Genomic DNA, 20,710 nt, shown 5'->3' with positions numbered 1-20,710 from the left:
GCCGCTCGGGTTCCCGCCCGAGTTTGGCCGGCGGCCCGGGCGGAAAGAGTGGCGGGATGAGCTGGGCCAGAAGAGCCGTACCCGCCGCCGTCGCCGCCGTCGCCGCCATGGCGGCCCGGGACCTGCTGCAACGTGACCACGCGCTGCGCCGCAACTTTCCCGTCCTCGGCCGCGCCCGCTACCTGATCGAGTCGATCGGGCCCGAGCTGCGCCAGTACGTGGTGGCCGGCAACGACGAGGAGCGGCCGTTCACCCGCGACCAACGGCGCTGGGTGTACGCCTCGGCGAAGCAGGAGAACAACTACTTCGGGTTCGGCACCGACAACGACATCGAGCACACCCGCGGCTACCCGATCATCAAGCACCGCACGTTCGGGCGGGCCGTGCCGCCGTCCGCGCCGGCCGCCGGGCACGACGTGGCGCTGCCCTGCGCCAAGGTGCTGGGCGCGGCGCGCGGGCGGGCGGGCGCGTTCCGGCCGGAGTCGGTGGTCAACATCTCCGGGATGAGCTTCGGCTCGCTCTCCGGCAACGCGATCGAGGCGTTGAACCGGGGTGCCGCGCTGGCCGGCTGCCTCCAGAACACCGGTGAGGGTGGCCTGTCGCCGTACCACCGCAAGGGCGGTGAGCTGGTCTTCCAGCTCGGCACCGCGTACTTCGGCTGCCGCGACGAGCGCGGCCGGTTCAGCCTGGACCGGCTCAAGGATCTGGTGGCGGACGCGCCGGTGCGGGCGTTGGAGATCAAACTCAGCCAGGGCGCCAAGCCCAGCCTTGGCGGTCTGCTGCCGGCGGCGAAGGTCTCCGCCGAGATCGCCGCCACCCGGGGCATCCCGGCCGGGCAGGACTGCGTCAGCCCGTCGCGGCACGCCGAGTTCTCCGACTGCGACAGTCTGCTGGACTGGGTGGAGCTGCTCGCGGCCGAGACCGGCCTGCCGGTCGGCATCAAGTCGGCGGTCGGCGACCTGGGCTTCTGGGAGGATCTCGCCACGCTGATGCGGGACACCGGCCGGGGCGTCGACTTCGTGACCGTCGACGGCGGCGAGGGCGGCACCGGCGCCGCCCCGCTCATCTTCAGCGACTCGGTGTCGCTGCCGTTCCAGCAGGGCTTCTCCCGCGTCTACCGGACGTTCGCCGAGCGCGGCCTGCACGAGCAGGTGGTCTTCGTCGGCGCGGGCAAGCTCGGCCTGCCGGACAACGCGGTGGTCGCGTTCGCGCTCGGCGCCGACATGGTCAACGTCGGTCGGGAGGCGATGCTGGCGATCGGCTGCATCCAGGCGCAGAAGTGCCACACCGACACCTGCCCGACCGGCGTCGCGACCCAGAACGCCTGGCTGGCCCGGGGCCTGGACCCGGCCCGCAAGTCGGTGCGGGCCGCCAACTACGTGCGGACGCTGCGCCGGGACCTGGTCAAGGTCGCCGAAGCGTGCGGCGTGGAGCATCCCGGCCTGATCGGCACCGACTCGGTCGAGATCGTCGACGGCCGGACCGCCGCCACCCCGCTGGACCAGGTGTACGGCTACCGGCCCGAGTGGGGGTTGCCGTCGGAGGCCGACCGGGCGCAGATCGTCCGGCTGATGACGGCCGAGGCGCCGCGCGGCGGCAGCGCGCCGCCGTCGGCCACCGCGGTCGGCTGACCCGGCGTCGCCCGGCTCAGAGCGCGTCGGCGAGCCGCCCCCGCCAGCCCCCGAGGACCGCCCCGGCATCGGTGTCCAGCACCCGCTCCAGCAGCGTGGCGTAGACGTCCCGGAAGTCGGTGGTGAACTTCAGGTCGCCGTCGTCGAGGTCGGTGAGGCTGGGCGGCTCGCCGTACAGGCCGCCGTCGACCGGCGCGCCCAGCAGCAGCACGTTCGAGGCGGTGCCGTGGTCGGTGCCGTCGGAGGCGTTGGCCCGGACCCGGCGGCCGAACTCCGAGTAGACCGCCACCACCACCTTGCGGCCGGCCTCGGTGCGCGACATCCGGTCGGTGAAGCGGCTCAACGCGCCGTCGAGCTGTCCGAGCAGCACCTGCTGGAGCTGCTTCTCGTCGGCGTGCGTGTCGAAGCCGCCGAGCGAGACGGAGAAGACCCGGGTGACGACCCCCGCCTCGACGCAGCGGGCGACCAGGTCGAGTTGCGCGTCCAGGGAGGCCCGGGCGCCGCCGGTCGCGGTGGCCGACGCGGTCTCCCCGTCGTCCTCGGCGTCCTCGGCCGCCGGCGTGGCCCGGACCTGCCGGACCATCGCGTCCACCGCGCCCAGGTCGGCGAAGCAGGCCGCCGCGCGGGCCCGCGCCGGTGAGTCGTCCGGCGCGACGGCCGCGAGCGCGGTCAGCGTCTCGGCGGCGAGCCGGGGTGGGCTCTCCCGCTCGGTCACCGGCACCGACGCCCCGGCCCCTCGTTCGCCGGCCAGCAGTGGCGGCAGGGCCGGTTCGAACGACACCGCCAGCCGGGGGTCCGCGCCGGCCCGGTCGAGCCAGCGGCCCAGCCAACCCGTGGTGCCGGGCCGGTCCGGCTGGGCGGTGTGCCAGATGTCCATGGACCGGAAGTGGCTCCGGTCCGGCTTCGGGTAGCCGACGCCGCGTACCACCGCGAGCCGTCCCGCGCCGTACGCGCGGTGCAGCCCGGCGAGCGCCGGGTTGAGGCCGGTGCCGTCGTCGAGCCGCAGCACCTCCTCGGCCGAGTACGCCAGGTCGGGCCGGGCGTTCCGGTAGGCGGGGTCGGCGTGGGGCACGACGGTGTTCAGGCCGTCGTTGCCGCCGTACAGCGTGACCAGGACGAGCGTGCGGGCCTGCGGGTCCCGGTCACCGGCGGTGGCGAGCAGGTCGTTCAGGCGGTACGCGGCGGCGCCGCCGGCCAGGGCGCTCGCGCCGACCACGCCACTGGCCACCAGGAACCGCCGTCGGGTCAGGACGTCCACGGATCGCTCCTCTCAACTGACCGCGTACTCGGGGCTGACCAGGCCGGCGACCAGCAGCCGGCGGGGTTGTCCGGCCAGCGGGACCAGGGCGGCCCGGGTGCGGTCGCTCCACCGGTCCACGACCAGCAGTCGCGCCAACGCGTCGGGGCGACCCGCCGGCGGCGCGGCGGCCAGCCGGGCCAGCACCGCCGGATCGGCCGCGCCGGCCACCTGGTCGGCGACCCGCATCCGGGCCTGCAACGACGAGGTGGTCAGCCAGGCCGTGCCGGCCGGCCAGCCGCCGACGCTCGGCGGTCGCAACGGCACCTGGTCCAAAGCGTTGAGCCCGGCCAGCAGCCGGCGCCGGCCCGCCTCCGACAACGTCGCCGGGCGCACCCCGAGCTGCCGGGCCGCGCCGACCAGCCACTCGACGGGTTGCTTGACGAGCGTGTCGCGGGTCTGCGCGAACGCCGGCGCGGTGAAGATCCGGCGCAGCGTGCCGACGGTGTCCGGGCCGGCGAGGTCCGCCGGCGGCGGCACCTGCGCGCCGGCGTAGCGGAACCACAGCCGGCCGGCGACGAACCGGGCGGTCTCCGGGCGGCCGGCGAGCAGCGCCGCGTACGAGCCGGCGTCGAAGGCGGCACGGCTGCCGAGGATCGTCTTCGGCCCGGGGTCGTGCCGCCGGGCCACGAACCGGGCGACGCCGGTACGCCGGTCCACCGTCCAGCCGGTGAGCGCCCGCGCGCCCTCCTTGACGTCGGCCTCGCGGTAGCCGCCGCCGATGCCGAGCGTGAACAGTTCCAGCAGTTCACGGGCCAGGTTCTCGTTCGGCGCCCGCCGGGTGTTCTGCTGGCCGTCGAGCCAGAGGATGAGCGCCGGGTCCCGGACCATGGCGTCGACAAGCGGCGCCAGCGGGCCTCGACCGAACCGTCGAAGCGTCTCCAACTGACGCAGCATCAGCGGCGCCGACCGGACCTTGCGCACGCTCGTGGCCCAGTGCCCGTGCCAGAAGAACAGCAGCTTCTCGTCGCCCTGGTGCTCGGCGGCGATCATCCGCGCCAGCCACCAGGCGGTCAGTGTGTTCACCTGCTCACGACGCTCGCGGTTGACTTGTTGGCGCTGCTCACGGGTGGCGTCCTGGGCGAGCGCCGCCGCCGGGTCGGGGCCGAGCGCGGGCGTCGGGGTGGCCGCCGCGCCCCGGTCCGGCCCGGCGGGGTCGAGCAGCCGGTCGAGGGTGGCGGCGAGTCCGGCCCGCTCGGCGTCGTCCACCTCGTCGGCGGTCGGCCCGAACGTCGCCCGGCGCAACAGGTGCGCCACCGCTTCCCGTTCCCTCATGCCGCCGACGTTAGCGGCGCGGTGTTCGAGGACGGTAAGAATCACGTCCGGGCCGGGTTTGTCACCGGTACGGCGTAGCGTGCCCCGCATGGCTGTCGACACCAGGCCGGCGGTGCGCGCCGGCCGCTTCCGGCTGCTCCCGCTGGCCCTGCTGTTCCTGACCGTCGGCACCTCCGTCGCCGTGGTGATGCCCTTCCTGTCGCTGTTCCTCGACACCGAGGTGCGGGCCGATCCGGTGCGGGTCACCGTGTTCCTGGTCGTCGCGCCGCTGTCCGGGGTGGCGGTGGCGGTGCTGGTGGGGCGGCTGTCGGACCGGTGGCCGATCCGGCGTCGGCTGCTGATCGGCGCGTCGCTGGCCGGGATGGTGGGCGCCGGCCTGATCGCGTTCGTCCGCGACTACTGGGTCCTGATGGTGCTGACCGCGACCGTCATGGCGCTGGCCAACTCGCTGTTCCCGCAGTCGTTCGCCTACACCCGCCAACTGCTCGACCGGGACAGTCCCGGGCGGGCCGCGCTCGGCGTCAGCGTGATGCGTACCGTCTTCTCGCTGTCCTGGGTGGCCGGGCCGCCGCTGGCCGCGATCCTGCTCTCCGTCGGCGGCTTCCGGCTGGTCTACGGCGCGGCCGCGGTCATGTACGCGCTGGCCGCGCTGATCGCCGTGCTCCGGCTGGAGGAGCTGCCGGTGCCGCCGCGACCGGCCCCGGACGAGCCGGCCGCCGGCCCGCCGGGCGCGTCGCGGTGGCGGTTGGCGCTGACGGTGGCGGCCTTCACCATGTTGCAGTGCCCGCTGACGCTCGGCGTGCAGGTGCTGCCGCTGTTCATCGGCCGGGTGCTGCGCGGCGACCCGGCGGACGCGGGCCTCGTGCTGGGCCTCTGCGCCGCGCTGGAGATCCCGCTCATGCTGGGGCTGGGCGCGCTCACCGCGCGGGTCCGGCTCCGGCCGTTGATCCTGGTCGGGGCCGGCTGCGGCGTCGCCTACTACGCGGTCGCCGCCGGGGCGACGAGCGTGCCGGTGCTGCTCGTCGCGCAGCCGGTAAACGCGCTGTTCATCGCCGCGGTCTCCGGGGTCGGCATCTCGTACGTGCAGGATCTGCTGCCGGGCCAGCCCGGCCGGGCCACCACGCTGTTCACCAACACGTTCCCGATCGGCGCGGTGCTCGCCGGCCCGCTGCTGGGGCTCTCCGCGCAGATCGGCTTCCGCTGGGCGTACGCCATGGCGGCGACGTTGTGCGCGGCCGGCACGCTGGTGCTGCTGCTGACCCGGCCCGGGGCCGACGGTCAGCGGCGGTGGGCCAGGACCACGTGGTCGACCAGCTCTCCCGGGTGACCGTCGGGGCCGGTGGCGGTGCGGCGTGCCGCGCCGAGCCGCTCGATCCGCCAGCCGTCCGGGTCGAGGTCGATCGCGGCGAGGATCCGCTCCGGGCTGGCGAACCGCGGGTCGTCGGCGTCGAGCCCGGACCACGGCGGCGGCGCGCCGTGCTCGACGACGAGCAGTCGGCCACCGGGCGCCACCGCCCCGGCCGCCCGGGGCAGCACCTGTTCCCGGGGCAGCACCAGCGGGGACTGGAAGAACTGCGCCGACACCAGGTCGAAGCGGCCGGCCGGGAAGTCCCGGGTCACGTCGTGCCGGGCGGTGGTGATCCGGTCCGCCACGCCGGCGCGCGCGGCCTCGACCGCGAGGCGCTCCAGCGCCACGGTCGAGATGTCCACGGCGGTGACGTGCCAGCCCCGGGTCGCCAGCCAGACCGCGTCGCCGCCCTCGCCGCTGCCCAGGTCGAGCACCGTGCCCGGGGGCAGGTCGGCGGCCACCTCGGCGAGCACCGGGTTGACCCGGCCACTCCAGATCCGGTCCGCCTGCCCGTACCGCTCGTCCCAGAACCGGGCCGGGTCGGTGTCCGCCGGCGGGTCCTGCTGGTGCTGCTGGTGGTGCCCGGTCATGCCTGTCTCCTTCGCCGCCGGGCACGTCGGCGGCCCGGCCCCGCCATCGTGCGCGAGGGCCGGGCCGGCGGCAAGGATCCTTGCCGTTCCGGCAAACGCAGTGGGACGGGGCCGCCGGTTTCCCGACGACCCCGTCCCGTACGCGGACGCGGTCAGGCGATGCTCACGCCGTAGACGCTGAGCGCCTCGGTCACCGGCTGGAAGTAGGTGGTTCCGCCGGAGGAGCAGTCACCGTTGCCGCCGGAGGTCAGGCCGATGGCGCTGCTGCCACTGAACAGCGAGCCGCCGCTGTCGCCCGGCTCGGCGCAGACGTTCGTGCGGATCAGGCCGGAGACGCTGCCCTCGGCGTAGTTCACCGTGGCGTCGAGCGCCTCGACCGTGCCGCCGTGCAGGCCGGTGGTGCTGCCGGAGCGCTGCACCGACTGCCCGACGAACGCGTCGGCCGCGCCGGTGATGGCCTGCGTGCTGCCGTTGTAGAGCGAGACGCTGCTCTCGGCCGCGCCGGCGTTCGTGTGCTGCACGATGCCGTAGTCGTTGCCGGGGAAGCTGCCGGTGCCACCGGTGCCGAGCTGGCTGCTCTGCCCGGAGTCGGCGTACCAGTTGGCGGCGATGGCGGTGCAGTGCCCGGCGGTCAGGAAGTAGTAGGTGCTGCCGCTGCGCACGTTGAAGCCGAGTGAGCAGCGTCCGCCGCCCTGGGCGTAGATGGCCTCGCCGCCGGCCGTCCGGGTGCCGAGCGTGCCGGCCTCACGCTCGATCCGGATGGTGCCGTCGAGCTGCTTCGCGACGGCCTTGACCCGGTCCAGCTTCGCGCCGGTGACGGTGCTGTCGACCGAGACGACCACCTGGTTGGTCGCCGGGTCGGTCCACCAGGCGGTGCCCGGGATGCGGGCGGACTTGTCCAGCGCCGAGGTGGCGCGGGCGAGGTCGTCCGCGCCCCGGGTGACGAGTTTGGGGGTGGCGCCGGCCGCGCGGACCTTCTGGGCGGCGGCGTCGTCGGTCACCGTGACGACCATGGCGCCGGCGGCGTCGGCGTACGTCCCGGCGGAGCGGTCGCCGAGTGCGGCGGCGAGCGCGGTGGCTTTCTCGGGGGTGGCGGACGTCTCGGGTGCGGCGTGTGCGGGAGCGCCGGCCAGTGAGCCGACGATCAGCGCGCCGGCCACGGTGAGGGCGGTGGCGGTACGCCGCGATGACCCGGAGAGTCGCATATGGATACCTCCTGGAGCTGAGCACGGGCGGCCTTTCGGCAGCCCCGGGCAGCCGTTCGGCCGGTGAGGCTCGGCCGATCGGGCTTCGTCGAAGTTGTCACACGTTTGTCATTGATGGCAAGAGTTCCGCTTGCGGCGACTGGCCCCGATCTCAGCACTTGGGTCGGGTAGGACCGATCGACGGCAACTCGGGCGGTTGGCGGCATTCACGCGCGTCCTTACTGGTCAGTAACACGTTTTCGCGCCACCCCGCCGGACTCCCGACCCGGCTCCCCGACCAGATACCGGGACGAGATCGAAACCCGCAAAATCGCGCCGCCCCGGCGCGCACACCCACCCACCCGACGCCGGTTTCCCGGAAAGAGTGGCCATTGCCGCCGGAATGGCCACTCTTTCCGGGAATCTGCGCGTGGTGGGGGTCGGGGTGGGGGCGGGAGGATTAGGGGGGCGGGGGTGGGGGCAGACATTCGTCATCGACCACGGATCCGAGGGGAGCTGACGACATGGCGACGGGTGACATCGACACCTATCAGCAGGACGGGCAGTGGAAGAACCGCCCGGAGGGCAACGAGCGCGCCAGCAGCCGGCACGACACGAAGGCCGAGGCGGAGGCCGCCGGCCGGGAGATGGCGGCCGAGCGCGGCACCGAGCACGTGATCAAGAAGCAGGACGGCACGATCGGAGAGAAGAACACCTACCCGCGCAGCCGCGACCCGCGCGAGATTCCGGGCTGAACCGCCCACGTCACCGCTGGACAGCGCCGGACCCGCTCGGGGACGGCGCTGTCCAGCGTATTGGCATAAAAACTTTTGTGTGGTTCCTACAACGGTCGCCGCTCAGGGTTCGGCGATTACGACATGGCGCGGCCCGCCGGCAGACGGAAGGGTGAGGCAGGCCGGGGGCACCGCCGCCACCCGGCGCACCACCGTGGGTCTACCGAAGGGGACGGTCACGTGTTCACCCGTGTCGCCATCGTCAACCGTGGTGAGGCCGCCATGCGGCTCATCCACGCGGTCCGGGAACTGGCCGCGGAGACCGGCAGCCGGATCGAGACCGTCGCGCTGTACACCGACGTCGACCGCACCGCCACCTTCGTCCGCGAGGCGGACGTCGCCTACGACCTCGGGCCCGCGTCCGCCCGCCCGTACCTCGACCTCAAGGCGCTGGAACGCGCGCTGGTGGAGACCCACGCGGACGCCGCGTGGGTGGGTTGGGGCTTCGTGGCCGAGGACCCGGCCTTCGCCGAGCTGTGCGAGAAGGTCGGTGTCACGTTCGTCGGGCCGAGCGCGGACGCGATGCGCAAGCTCGGTGACAAGATCGGCGCCAAGCTGATCGCCGAGGAGGTCGGCGTGCCGGTCGCGCCGTGGAGCCGCGGCGCGGTGGAGAGCTTGGAGGCAGCCGTCACCGCGGCGGCGCAGATCGGCTACCCGCTGATGCTGAAGGCGACCGCCGGCGGCGGTGGGCGCGGCATCCGGGTGGTCCGCAGCGACGCGGAGCTGACCGACGCGTACGAGCGCACCAGCCAGGAGGCGGCCCGGGCGTTCGGCAGCGGCGTGGTGTTCCTGGAGCGCCTGGTCACCGGCGCCCGCCACGTCGAGGTGCAGGTGATCGCGGACGGGCAGGGCACCGCCTGGGCGCTCGGCGTCCGGGACTGCTCGGTGCAGCGGCGCAACCAGAAGGTGATCGAGGAGTCGGCCTCGCCGCTGCTCGACGCGGCGCAGGTCGCCGAGCTGAAGGCGTCGGCGGAACGGCTGGCGGTCGCGGTCGGCTACCGCGGCGCGGCGACGGTGGAGTTCCTCTACCACCCCGGCGACCGGCTCTTCGCCTTCCTGGAGGTGAACACCCGGCTCCAGGTCGAACACCCGATCACCGAGTCGACCACCGGCTTCGACCTGGTCAAGGCGCAGCTGCACGTGGCCGGCGGGGGCCGGCTCACCGGTGCGCCGCCGGCCGAGCGCGGGCACGCCATCGAGGCGCGGCTCAACGCGGAGGACCCGGACCGGGACTTCGCCCCCTCCCCCGGGCGGATCACCCGCCTGGATCTCCCGGCCGGCCCCGGCATCCGGGTGGACACCGGGGTCAGCGAGGGCGACACCATCCCCGCCGACTTCGACTCCATGATCGCCAAGATCATCGCGTACGGCCGGGACCGGGACGAGGCGCTCGGCCGGCTGCGCCGCGCGATGGCGGACACCACAGTGGTCATCGAGGGCGGGGCGACCAACAAGAGCTTCGTGCTCGACCTGCTCGACCAGCCCGAGGTGATCGACGCCAGCGCGGACACCGGCTGGATCGACCGGGTCCGCGGCGAGGGCCGGCTGGTCGGGCACCGGCACTCCGCGGTGGCGCTGGCCGCCGCCGCGATCGAGGCGTACGAGGAGGACGAGAGCGCCGAGCGGCAGCGACTGCTCTCCACCGCGGCCGGCGGCCGGCCCCAGGTGCAGCACCGCAGCGGCCGGCCGCTGGACCTGAAGCTTCGCGGCGCGAGCTACCGGATGCGGGTGGCCCGGGTCGGCGCGCACCGGTTCCGGGTCGGCATCGAGGCCGGCGGCGACGCGCGTACCGCCGACGTCGAGCTGGACCGCTTCGACCGGCACACCGGGCAGATCGCCGTCAACGGCGTCCGCTACCGCCTGCTCACCGGCACCCACGGGCCGGTCCACCTGGTCGAGGTGGACGGCGTCACGCACCGGATCAGCCGCGACGAGGGCGGCGTGCTGCGCTCCCCGATGCCGGCTCTCGTCGTCGCCACGCCGCTGGAGGTCGGCGCGGAGGTCGAGGCCGGCGCGCCGGTGCTGGTGCTGGAGGCGATGAAGATGGAGACGGTGCTGCGGGCGCCGTTCCGGGCCCGCCTGAAGGAGTGCGCCGTCGCGGTCGGCACCCAGGTGGAGGCCGGCGCGCCGCTGCTGCGCCTGGAGCCGGTCGCCGAGGAGGGCGACGAGGCCGCCGCGCCGGCCGAGGCCGCCGTGGAGCTGGACCTGCCGGACGCGCCCGCGGACGTCCCGGCGCGGACCCGGGTCGAGCGCGGCCAGGAGGACCTGCGCGGGCTGCTGCTCGGCTTCGACGTGGACCCGCACGACGAGCGCCGCGTCCTCGACGACTACCTCGACGCGCGGCGGGCGGCCACCGAGGCCGGGCACCGGCCGCTGGCCGAGGAGCTGGAACTGGTCGACGTCTTCGCCGACCTGGCCGAGCTGAGCCGCAACCGGCCCGGCGGGGACGACGGTCCCGTCGGGCACCTGCACAGCGCCCGCGAGCACTTCCACATCTACCTGCAGAGCCTCGACGTGGAGCGGGCCGGTTCGCCGGAGGCGTTCCGAGCCCGGCTGGCCAAGGCGCTCGGTCACTACGGCGTCACCGAGCTGGACCGCTCCCCCGCGCTCGAGGCCGCGGTGTTCCGGATCTTCCTGGCCCAGCAGCGGGCCACCGTCGACGCCGCCGTGATCGCCGCGCTGCTCCGCTCCTGGCTGCGGGAGCTGCCGCCGGACGAGGCGCTGCGCGAACCCGCCGGCCTCGCGTTGGAGCGGCTGATCGCGGCCACCCAGGTCCGCTTCCCGGTCGTCGCGGACCTGGCCCGGGGCCTGGTGTTCGCCTGGTTCGCCCAGCCGCTGCTGCGTCGCAACCGGGCCCGGGTGTACGCGCGGGTCCGGTCGCACCTGCGTCACCTCGACCGTCAGCCGGACGCGCCGGACCGCGAGGAGCGGGTCGCCGAGATGGTCCGCAGCACCGAGCCGCTGGTCCGGCTGCTCGGTCAGCGGCTGGTTCGGGACAATCTGGACAACGCGACCATGCTGGAGGTGCTGACCCGTCGCTACTACGGCAACAAGGCGCTCACCGGCGTCCGCACCCGTACGGCCGGGGGTTGCGTGTTCGTGGTGGCCGACCGCGCCGAGTCGAGCGTGGTGTCGGCGGCGGTCCGGTTCGACGCGCTCGGCGACGCGCTGCGCGGGCTGGCCGAGGTCGCCGGCGACCGCGACGCGGTCGACGCGGACGTCTACCTGGTCTGGGAGAACCAGCCCGAGGACTTCGACGCCACCGTCGCCGCGCTGCTCGACGTGATCAACGCGCATCCGCTGCCGGACCGGGTGCGCCGGCTCACCACCACGGTGGCCGGGCGCGGCGGCGCGGTGATGCACCACCACTTCACGTTCCGTCCGGACGGGACCGCGATGGCCGAGGAGCGGCTGATCCGGGGCCTGCACCCGTACATCGCGCAGCGGATGCAGTTGGAGCGGCTGCACCGGTTCGACCTGACCCGGCTGCCGTCGCTGGACGAGGAGGTCTACCTCTTCCAGGCGGTCGCCCAGGAGAACCCGACGGACCAGCGGCTCGTCGCGTTCGCCCAGGTCCGGGACCTGACCGAGCTGCGCGAGCAGGACGGCCGGCTGATGGCGCTGCCGACCACCGAGGACGCGGTCACCGCCTGCATCGACTCGATCCGCCGGGCGCAGTCCCGGCGGCCGTCGAAGGTCCGGTTCCCGACCAACCGGATCGTCATCTACGTCTGGCCGCCGAGCGAGCTGACCCGGGAGGAGATGGAGCGGATCGCGGCCCGGGTGCGTCCGACCACGGTCGGCGCGGATCTGGAGGAGATCCTGTTCATCGGGCGGCAGCGGGACCGCCGGACCGGGGAGTTGACCAAGGTCGGCGTGCGGATCGCCTTCGACGTCACCGGGCAGGCCCGGCTCACCGTGGGCGAGCCGCCGACCGAGCCGGTCGAGCCGCTCGACGACTACCGGCTGAAGGTGCTGCGGGCGGCCAGCCGCAACACGGTCTACCCGTACGAGCTGACCGGGCTGCTCGGCGAGTTCACCGAGCACGACCTGGACGCCGAGCACACGCTGGTGCCGGTGGACCGGCCGAAGGGGCGCAACACCGCCGCGATCGTGGCCGGCGTGGTCCGTACGCCGACGCCACGGCACCCGGACGGGGTGACGCGGGTGGTGCTGCTGGGCGACCCGACCAAGTCGCTCGGCGCGCTCTCCGAGCCGGAGTGCCGGCGGGTGATCGCCGCGCTGGACCTGGCACAGCGGATGGGCGTGCCGCTGGAGTGGTACGCGCTCTCCGCCGGTGCCCGGATCTCGATGACCTCGGGCACCGAGAACATGGACTGGGTGGCCGCCGCGCTCAAGCGGATCGTCGAGTTCACCCAGGACGGCGGCGAGATCAACATCGTGGTGGCGGGCATCACCGTCGGTGCCCAGCCGTACTGGAACGCCGAGGCGACGATGCTCATGCACACCAAGGGTGTGCTGGTGATGACGCCGGACTCGGCGATGGTGCTGACCGGCAAGCAGTCGCTGGACTTCTCCGGCGGCGTGTCCGCCGAGGACAACTTCGGCATCGGCGGCTACGACCGGGTGATGGGTCCGAACGGGCAGGCGCAGTACTGGGCGCCGAACCTGCCGGCCGCGCACGAGGTGCTGATGGCGCACTACGACCACACCTACGTGGCGCCTGGTGAGGACGCGCCGCGCCGGGCCACCACCACCGACCCGGCGGACCGGGACGTGTCGACGTTCCCGCACACGGTGGCCGGCAGCGACTTCACCACGGTCGGGGAGATCTTCTCCGCCACCGCGAACCCGGACCGGAAGAAGCCGTTCGACATCCGTACCGTGATGCGGGCCCTCGCGGACCAGGACCACCCGGTGCTGGAGCGGTGGGCGGGCATGGCCGACGCGGAGACCGCTGTGGTGCAGGACGTGCACCTCGGCGGCATCCCGGTGTGCCTGCTCGGCATCGAGTCCCGGTCGGTGCCCCGACACGGTTTCCCGCCCACCGACGGCCCGGACACCTACACCGCCGGCACGCTGTTCCCCCGGTCCTCGAAGAAGGCCGCGCGGGCGATCAACGCGGCCAGCGGCAACCGGCCCCTGGTGGTGCTGGCCAACCTGTCCGGCTTCGACGGCTCGCCGGAGTCGATGCGCAAGCTGCAACTGGAGTACGGCGCGGAGATCGGCCGGGCGATCGTGAACTTCCGCGGCCCGATCGTGTTCTGCGTGATCTCGCGCTACCACGGCGGCGCGTTCGTGGTGTTCTCCAAGGCGCTCAACCCGGCCATGACGGTGCTGGCGATCGAGGGCTCGTTCGCCTCGGTGCTCGGTGGCGCGCCGGCCGCCGCCGTGGTCTTCGCCGGCGAGGTCGCCGCGCGCACCGCCGCCGATCCCCGGGTACGCGAGCTGGAGAGCCGGGTCGGGGCCGCCACCGGCACCGAGCGCGCGACGCTCACCGGGGAGCTGGACGAGCTGCGGTCGTCGGTGCGGGCCGAGAAGTTGGGCGAGGTGGCCGCCGAGTTCGACCGGGTGCACAGCATCCAGCGTGCCGTCGAGGTCGGTTCCGTGGACGCGGTGATCCGCGCCGCCGAGCTGCGGCCCCGGATCATCGAGGCGATCGAGGCGCGGCTGGGCTGACCCACGACGCGCCGACAGCGGCGGACGGGCTCCGGGCCCGTCCGCCGCTTCGCGTGTGGCGGTGCTTGACCGGGCCGAACCGGCCGTGATGTGCTCCACCACGTCAGCTTAATGGAAACGGTTGTCGTTTCCGGAAGTGGAGGAGACATGTCGCTCACCGTGCCGCCCGCCCTGCTCCGCGCCGCCGAGGCCGGTCCCGTGTCCGAGGAGGCGTTCGTCGCCTGCGTCCGCGACTCCCTGCCGTACGCCTGGGAGACCGTCAGCCGGGTGGTCGCCGACCTGGCGACGTCCGACGCCGACTTCACCGACAACGTCGTCCCGCCGCCGGGCGAGACCGAGCGCGGGCAACTGCTGCGCGCGCTCGCCAGCGACGCGATCCGCGCCGGCCTGGAGCGTCACTTCGGAGTGCGGCTGGCGTTCCAGAACTGTCACCGGGTGGCCGCGTTCCGGCCGTCCGCCGCCGGCTCCGAGGCGTACCGCCGGTTCACCTCCAGCCGGGGCCAACTGCTGAACCAGTCCCCCACGCTGCGCAACTGCTGAGCCGCGCACCACGCGGCGGGCCGGCGTGTGCCGTCGGCTCGCCGCGCCGGGTGACACGACCGGTCCCACCGACCGGAACTATCCGTCCCCTCGCTCCGACCAACGACAGGTACACCGATCTTCGAGGGGACAATGTCATGCTCAGCACCACCAGCGGCCGGTTCCGGCGCCCCGCGGCCCTGATCGGCGCGGTCCTGCTGGCCGCGTCCGGCGCCGCCTGCGGGTCGTCCGACGAGTCATCCACGGCGGTCTCGTCGGCGACGCCGACGGCCTCGGCCGACGCGGCGGCCGGGGTGCTCGGCATCCGCGACCCGTGGGTGAAGGCCGCCGACAAGGGCATGACCGCGGCGTTCGGCACGCTGGTCAACGACGGTGACGCCGACGTGACGATCACGAAGGCCGCCACCGAGGTCTCCCCGATGGAGCTGCACGAGATGACCATGAAGGACGGGACGATGGTCATGCAGCCCAAGCAGGGCGGCATCGTGGTCAAGGCGCACTCTCGGGCCACACTGGAGCCCGGCGGCGACCACCTGATGCTGATGGACCTCGCCAAGCCGGTCAGGGCCGGCGACGAGTTGAGCTTCACCCTCACCTTCGCCGACGGCCGCACCCAGACCTTCCGCGCGGTGGCGAAGCCGTTCACCGGCGCTCAGGAGTCCTACGCCCCCGGCCACGGCGACTCCCCGATGCCGGAGATGGACACGAGCCCGCCGGCATGACCGAACGCACCGAGCGAAGCGAGGGCCGTGAGGGCATGCCCAGCGGGCACGGCATGACCGAGGGTTCCTCCACCGGCCGTACGGTGAGTCGGCGTGGCCTGCTCACCGGCGGCGCGCTCACTGTCGGGGGCGCGCTGGCCGGCGGCGTCACGATCGCCGCCGCCCGACCCGATGACCCCGGGGTCCGCCCTGAGCCGGTACCGGTGGCACAGGTCGGCACCGCGGTCGAGCCGTTCCACGGCGCCCGGCAGTCCGGCGTGACCACCGAGCCGCAGGCGCACGCCGCGTTCGTCGCTTTCACCCTGAAACCGGATACCGACCGGGCCGCGATCGGCCGGATGCTGCGCCTGCTCTCCGACGACGCCGCCCGCCTCACCCAGGGCCGCCCGTCGCTGGCCGACACCGAACCGGAACTCGGCCTGCTGCCCGCCCGACTCACCGTCACGTTCGGCTTCGGCCCCGGCCTCTACACCGCCGCCGGGCGCACCGACCGCCGCCCGGCGTCCGTGGCCGAGCTACCCGCCTTCCGCATCGACCGGCTGCAACCCCGCTGGACCGGCGGGGACCTGCTGGTGCAGATCTGCGCCGACGACCCGCTCACCGTCGCCCACGCCCAGCGTGTCCTGATCAAGGACAGCCGGCCGTTCGCCACCGTGCGCTGGGTGCAGCAGGGCTTCCGGCGGGCCGCCGGCGCCGAACCGGGACGCACCCAGCGCAACCTGTTCGGCCAGCTCGACGGCACCGCCAACCCGAAACCCGGCACCCCCGCGGACACCGCCGTGTGGGTCACCGACGGGCCGGCCTGGCTGCACGACTCCACCACCCTCGTGGTGCGGCGGATCAGCATGAACCTGGAGACCTGGGACCTGCTCGGCCGCACCGACCGGGAGATCGCGGTGGGTCGACGACTGGACACCGGCGCGCCGCTGACCAGCACCGCCGAGTATGACGAGCCCGAGTTCGCCGCCCTCGGACCGGACGGGCTCACCGTCATCCCCGACTTCTCCCACCTGACCCGCGCCCATGTCACCGACGACCGACTCAAGCTCCTACGCCGGCCCTACAACTACGACGGCGTACCGACCGCCGACGGGCACGCCGACAGCGGCCTCATCTTCGCCGCATACCAGGCCGACATCACCCGCCAGTTCCTGCCCATTCAGCGCCGCCTCGCCGAACGGGACCTGCTCAACGAGTGGACCACCCCGATCGGCTCCGCCGTGTTCGCCGTACCGCCCGGCTGCCCCGACGGCGGCTGGATCGGCCAACAGGTGCTCGACTGACCACCACCAGGAAGGCTCCCGACCCGATGCGCACCCGATCCGCCGCCGTCGTGGCCCTGGTGTTCGCCGCACTGCTGCTGCCCGCCACGCCGGCCTCGGCGCACAACGCGCTCCAGACGGCCACACCGGCCCAGGACGCCCGACTCACCACCGCGCCGACCTCCGTCACGCTGCGGTTCATCCAGCAACTCAACCCGGAGTTCACCACCATCGTCCTCAGCGACGCCGACCGACGGAAGGTCCCCACCGGCGCACCCGCCGTCGGCGGTACCACCGGCACGATCACCGTCGACCAGCCACTGCCCAACGGCACCTACACCGTCGCCTACCGGGTGGTCTCCGCCGACGGCCACCCCGTGCAGGGCTCGTACCGGTTCACCGTCGCCGACCCGACCACCGGGTCGACCGCACCCGACGCGGCCGGCACGGCCCGCGGCGACACCGCAGCGAGCCCGGCGGCCACCACCGGCGGCGCCGACGACGGACCGCCGGTGGTGCCCCTGGCCGCCGGGGCGGTCGCCGGCCTGGCCGTGCTGGGCGCGTTCGCGCTGCTGACGCGACGCCGCCGCGCCTCCTGACGTCAGCGGCCGGATCCGACCCGGCACCCCGATTCGAAATCAGGTTCCGCACCGTGCATCAGCCCTCGTCGCCCTCGTCCCACCGGTCCGATCCCGCCGTGGCTGCCCCGGCCGCGACGGGCGTCGCCGCGTCCGCAACCGGCCCGGCTGCGACTGCCGACGCACCCAGGGCCAGCAGTCCCGGGGCCGGAGCCGGACCGCTGGGAGGGGGTCCGCATGGCTGGCTCGTTCTGCTACTGGCGACCGGTTCGGCGGTGGCCGTGCTGCTGCTCGCGCTGCGGACCGGTAGCGCGCTCGCTCCCGCGATCCCCGGCCTGCCCGATCCCGGACCGGTCACCACCTGGGCTCTACCGGCGGTACGGCTGCTCGCCGACGGGCTCGGCACGCTCACCGTCGGCTTCGCGGTGACCGCCGCGTTCCTGCTGCCCGGCGACGGCACAAGCGTCTCCGCACACGGCTGGCTGCTGCTGCGCCGCGCCGGCCTGGCCGCGGCCGGCTGGGCCGCGGCCTCCCTGACGCTGCTGGTGCTCACCGTGTCCGACCTGCTCGGCGTGCCGCTCGACCGGCTCGACGCGGTGAGCGTGGTCAGCTTCGGCGTCGACATCACGCAGGGGCGGTCGTTGCTGGTGCAGGCCGGACTGACGGCGGTCGTGGCGGTGGCGGCCCGGGTCGGCGTGTCCCGTCGCACGGCCGCAGTCGCCGCCGGGCTGGCGCTGGTCGGTCTGCTCCCTCCGGCGCTGACGGGCCATGCCGCCGGCGCGGGCAACCACCAGATCGCGGTGTCCAGCCTCGCGCTGCACGTGCTCGCCGCCGCGTTGTGGGCCGGCAGCCTCGCCGCGCTCCTGACCGTCCGTCGCAGCCGGCACCTGCCCGGCGCCGCTGGGCGCTACAGCCGGCTCGCCCTCGCCTGCTTCGTCGCCGTCACGGTCAGCGGCCTGGCCAACGCCGCGGTCCGCCTCGGCGCGGTGGACCAGCTCTGGCAGTCCCGGTACGGCTGGCTGGTGCTCGGCAAGCTGGCCGCGCTCGTGCTGCTCGGCCTGCTCGGCGCCGCCCACCGCACGCGTACCCTGCCAGGTCTGGCCGCCGGGCGGCGCAATGCGTTCGCCCGCCTCGCCGCCGGCGAACTGGTGGTCTTCGCCGCCACCATCGGTCTGGCGGTGGCGCTGTCGCGCAGCCCGGCGCCGGTCCCCGAGCCGGTCGACGCCGACCCGGTGACCGGCATGCTCGGCTTCCCGATGCCGGCCGCGCCCACCGCGGCACACCTGCTCGGGCAGCCGTTGCCCGACCTGCTCCTTCTGACCGTGACCGTGGTCGGCATCGGCGGTTACCTCGCCGGGGTGCGCCGGCTGCGCCGCGGCGGGCACCACTGGCCGGTGGCCCGCACCGCGAGCTGGCTCGGCGGGCTGCTGGTGCTGGCCGCCGCCACCGGCCTCGGCTTCGCCCGCTACGCCTACGTGCTGTTCAGCGCGCACATGGCCCAGCACATGGTGCTGTCCATGCTGGTGCCGATCCTGCTGGTCGGCGGCGCCCCGGTCACGCTCGCGCTGCGGGCACTGCGCCGTCCGACCGAACCAGGCGTACGCGGCGCCCGGGAGTGGCTGCTGCGCGCCCTGCACAGCCGCCCCACCCGGCTGCTCACCCATCCGCTGGTGGCGCTCGGCAGCTACACCACCGGTCTGTTCGGCCTCTACTTCAGCGACCTGCTCGGCACGCTGATGCGCTCCCACCTCGGGCACCTGGCCATGCTGGGGCACTTCGTGGCATCCGGCTACCTGCTGTTCTGGGTACTCATCGGCACCGATCCGGGCCGACCCCGGCTCCCCCACCCCGTCCTCGTGCCCATCCACCTGTGCTCGATGATGGCGCACGGCTTCTTCGGGCTCGCGCTGATGCAGACCACCACCGTCATCGCCCCGGACTGGTACCTCGGTGTGCACCCCGACTGGGCCGCGTCACCGCTGGAGGACCAGAGGCTGGGCGCCGGCATCGCCTGGGCGTTCGGCGAGATCCCGGCCGCCGTCGTCATGATCCTGCTGGTCCGGCAGTGGATCCGGGCCGACCGGCGCGAGCAGCGCCGCCTCGACCGGGCCGCGGACCGGGCCGAGGCGACCGGCGCGGAGGACGACCTGGCCCGCTACAACGCAATCCTCGCCGCCGCGCGCGAGCCTGACCGGAACTGATCGGAACACCGGCGGGAACTTCCGCGCGACCCGGCCCGACCATTCACCCGGGAGGCGGAAACCGCGCACCACGGCACGGCTCGACGGGCAGCGGGCCGGCCATTCCCCGTTCCTCGTTCCGATCGGAGTTGCCCACGTGTCCCTGACCGAACTGCCCGGCGACCGCGCGCCGGCTTCCCCCACCGCGCCAGCCGGGCCGGCCCGACCGGCGCGTCGGCCCACGCCGCTGACCGCACTGCTGACCCGCCTGCACTTCTACGCCGGCATCCTCGTCGCGCCGTTCCTGCTGGTCGCCGCGCTCACCGGGCTGGCCTACACGCTCACCCCGCAGCTCGACGACGCGTTCTACGGTGACAAGCTCACCGTCTCCACCGTCGGCGAGCAGCCCCGACCGCTCGCCGAGCAGATCGCCGCCGCCCGTGCCGTGCACCCCGACGGCACGCTCACCGGGGTGCAGCCCGGTCAGGGCGACCGGACCACCCGGGTGGTGTTCGCCCGCGACGACCTCGGCGACCGGCAGCACACCGTCTACGTGGACCCGTACACCGCCCGGGTGTCCGGCCGGTTGACCACCTGGTTCGGCTCGACGCCGGCCACCACCTGGCTGGACGACCTGCACCGCAACCTGCACCTGGGTGATGTCGGCCGGCACTACTCGGAGATCGCGGCGAGCTGGCTGTGGGTGCTGGCGCTGGGTGGCGTGGTGCTGTGGTGGCGTCGGCGCGCCGCCGGCCGGGCCCGCGTCCGGCACCTGCTGGTACCCGACCTGTCCGCCGGCCGGGGCGTGCGGCGCACCCGAGGCTGGCACGCCACGACCGGCGTCTGGCTCTCCGTCGGCCTGCTGTTCCTCTCCGCCACCGGCCTGACCTGGTCACGCTACGCCGGGGCGAACTTCGGCGCCGGCCTGGACGCGCTGCGTGCCGGTGCCCCCGAGATCTCCACCGCACTCGCCGGCCCGCCACCGGCCGCCGGTGGCGGACACCAGCACGGCGGGTCGTCCGTCGCCCCGGCGGCGGACCCGGCGATCTACGACCGGGTGCTGGGCAGTGCCCGCGCCGCCGGCCTGTCCGGGCCGCTCGCGATCACCCCCGCGGCTGAGGACGGCACCGCGTGGACGGTCGCGCAGACCGACGACGTGTGGCCGGTCGGCTACGACCGGGTCGCCGTCGACCCGGTCAGCGGCGCGGTCACCGCCCGCAGCGACTTCGCCGACTGGCCGGTCCTGGCGAAGCTCAGCAAACTCGGCATCCAGGCCCACATGGGCCGGCTCTTCGGGCCGGTCAACCAGGCTCTGCTCGCCGCGCTCGCGCTCGGTCTGCTCTGCGTCGTCGTCTGGGGGTACCGAATGTGGTGGCAGCGCCGCCCCACCCGCACCGACCGCCGGACCCCGCTGGGCGCGCCGCCGACCCGTGGGGCGGTACGCGGGGTGCGCCGGGGAGCGCTGCTGGTCGGGGTGCCGGTGGTGGTGGCGCTCGGCTGGGCGCTGCCCTGGTTCGGCGGCCCGCTGCTCGGCTTCCTCGTCCTCGACGGCGTGCTCGGGCTGCTCCGCCGGCGGCGCCCGGCCACGGTGCCGAGCGGGTCCTGAGGCCGCGCGACCGCCGATCCACGAACCGTCCGGCGGGCCGGTGCCACTGCCGGTCCAGCCGGG

General features: G+C 74.2%; 14 protein-coding genes. 10 read left to right on the top strand and 4 right to left on the bottom strand.

Annotated elements, in window-relative coordinates; translation table 11 throughout:
* Positions 1–56: 56 nt before the first annotated feature.
* On the top strand, positions 57–1,631 hold the full coding sequence (locus tag C8054_RS14535) for an FMN-binding glutamate synthase family protein (RefSeq protein WP_107157336.1): 1,575 nt from the start codon (positions 57–59) through the stop codon (positions 1,629–1,631).
* 16 nt (positions 1,632–1,647) lie between these two features.
* Here the strand turns inward: C8054_RS14535 and C8054_RS14530 are convergent, their stop codons facing one another.
* Both C8054_RS14530 and C8054_RS14525 read right to left on the bottom strand, forming a co-directional pair.
* Positions 1,648–2,889 carry a DUF1501 domain-containing protein gene (locus C8054_RS14530; RefSeq protein WP_107157335.1) on the bottom strand — a complete coding sequence of 414 codons (1,242 nt, stop codon included), beginning with the start codon at positions 2,887–2,889 and terminating at the stop codon, positions 1,648–1,650.
* A 12-nt stretch (positions 2,890–2,901) separates the two neighbouring features.
* Positions 2,902–4,203 carry a DUF1800 family protein gene (locus C8054_RS14525; RefSeq protein WP_107157334.1) on the bottom strand — a complete coding sequence of 434 codons (1,302 nt, stop codon included), beginning with the start codon at positions 4,201–4,203 and terminating at the stop codon, positions 2,902–2,904.
* Positions 4,204–4,291: 88 nt separating this feature from the next.
* Between C8054_RS14525 and C8054_RS14520 the strand changes: the two genes are divergently transcribed.
* The gene (locus C8054_RS14520; protein WP_233219638.1) at positions 4,292–5,530 is read left to right on the top strand and encodes a sugar efflux transporter; all 1,239 of its coding nucleotides are present in this window, start codon (positions 4,292–4,294) and stop codon (positions 5,528–5,530) included.
* Here the strand turns inward: C8054_RS14520 and C8054_RS14515 are convergent.
* Positions 5,482–6,141, bottom strand: coding sequence for a bifunctional 2-polyprenyl-6-hydroxyphenol methylase/3-demethylubiquinol 3-O-methyltransferase UbiG (locus C8054_RS14515; protein WP_107157332.1), 660 nt, complete (start codon positions 6,139–6,141; stop codon positions 5,482–5,484). The genes C8054_RS14520 and C8054_RS14515 overlap by 49 nt on opposite strands.
* Positions 6,142–6,293: 152 nt before the next feature.
* Positions 6,294–7,346 carry a S1 family peptidase gene (locus C8054_RS14510; protein WP_107157331.1) on the bottom strand — a complete coding sequence of 351 codons (1,053 nt, stop codon included), beginning with the start codon at positions 7,344–7,346 and terminating at the stop codon, positions 6,294–6,296.
* 503 nt (positions 7,347–7,849) lie between these two features.
* On the opposite strand from C8054_RS14510, the gene C8054_RS14505 reads away from it, so the two are divergent.
* From C8054_RS14505 to C8054_RS14470, 8 genes are all read left to right on the top strand, one after another.
* Positions 7,850–8,080: a DUF2188 domain-containing protein gene (locus tag C8054_RS14505; protein ID WP_107157330.1), complete on the top strand. Its 231-nt coding sequence runs from the start codon at positions 7,850–7,852 to the stop codon at positions 8,078–8,080.
* Positions 8,081–8,299: 219 nt separating this feature from the next.
* Positions 8,300–13,759 (top strand): carboxyl transferase domain-containing protein, encoded by a 5,460-nt coding sequence (locus C8054_RS14500; protein ID WP_107157329.1) that lies wholly within the window; start codon positions 8,300–8,302, stop codon positions 13,757–13,759.
* Positions 13,760–13,906: 147 nt separating this feature from the next.
* Entirely contained in the window at positions 13,907–14,299 is a 393-nt protein-coding gene (locus tag C8054_RS14495; RefSeq protein ID WP_107157328.1) for an SCO5389 family protein, read from the top strand.
* Positions 14,300–14,436: 137 nt separating this feature from the next.
* Positions 14,437–15,021, top strand: coding sequence for a copper chaperone PCu(A)C (locus tag C8054_RS14490; protein ID WP_107157327.1), 585 nt, complete (start codon positions 14,437–14,439; stop codon positions 15,019–15,021).
* Between the two features lie 53 nt (positions 15,022–15,074).
* The gene (locus tag C8054_RS14485; protein WP_107157382.1) at positions 15,075–16,304 is read left to right on the top strand and encodes a Dyp-type peroxidase; all 1,230 of its coding nucleotides are present in this window, start codon (positions 15,075–15,077) and stop codon (positions 16,302–16,304) included.
* A gap of 26 nt (positions 16,305–16,330) precedes the next feature.
* Positions 16,331–16,882, top strand: a complete 552-nt coding sequence (locus C8054_RS14480) for a copper resistance CopC family protein (RefSeq protein ID WP_107157326.1) — start codon at positions 16,331–16,333, stop codon at positions 16,880–16,882.
* 254 nt (positions 16,883–17,136) lie between these two features.
* Entirely contained in the window at positions 17,137–19,062 is a 1,926-nt protein-coding gene (locus tag C8054_RS14475) for a bifunctional copper resistance protein CopD/cytochrome c oxidase assembly protein (RefSeq protein ID WP_233219637.1), read from the top strand.
* A gap of 136 nt (positions 19,063–19,198) precedes the next feature.
* Positions 19,199–20,647, top strand: a complete 1,449-nt coding sequence (locus C8054_RS14470) for a PepSY domain-containing protein (RefSeq protein ID WP_107157325.1) — start codon at positions 19,199–19,201, stop codon at positions 20,645–20,647.
* Positions 20,648–20,710 lie beyond the last annotated feature (63 nt).

The sequence above is a fragment of the Micromonospora sp. RP3T genome, from assembly GCF_003027925.1.
Lineage (GTDB): Bacteria > Actinomycetota > Actinomycetes > Mycobacteriales > Micromonosporaceae > Micromonospora.
Note: the sequence above shows the minus strand (reverse complement) of the source record. Positions and strands in the feature narration are given on the sequence as shown.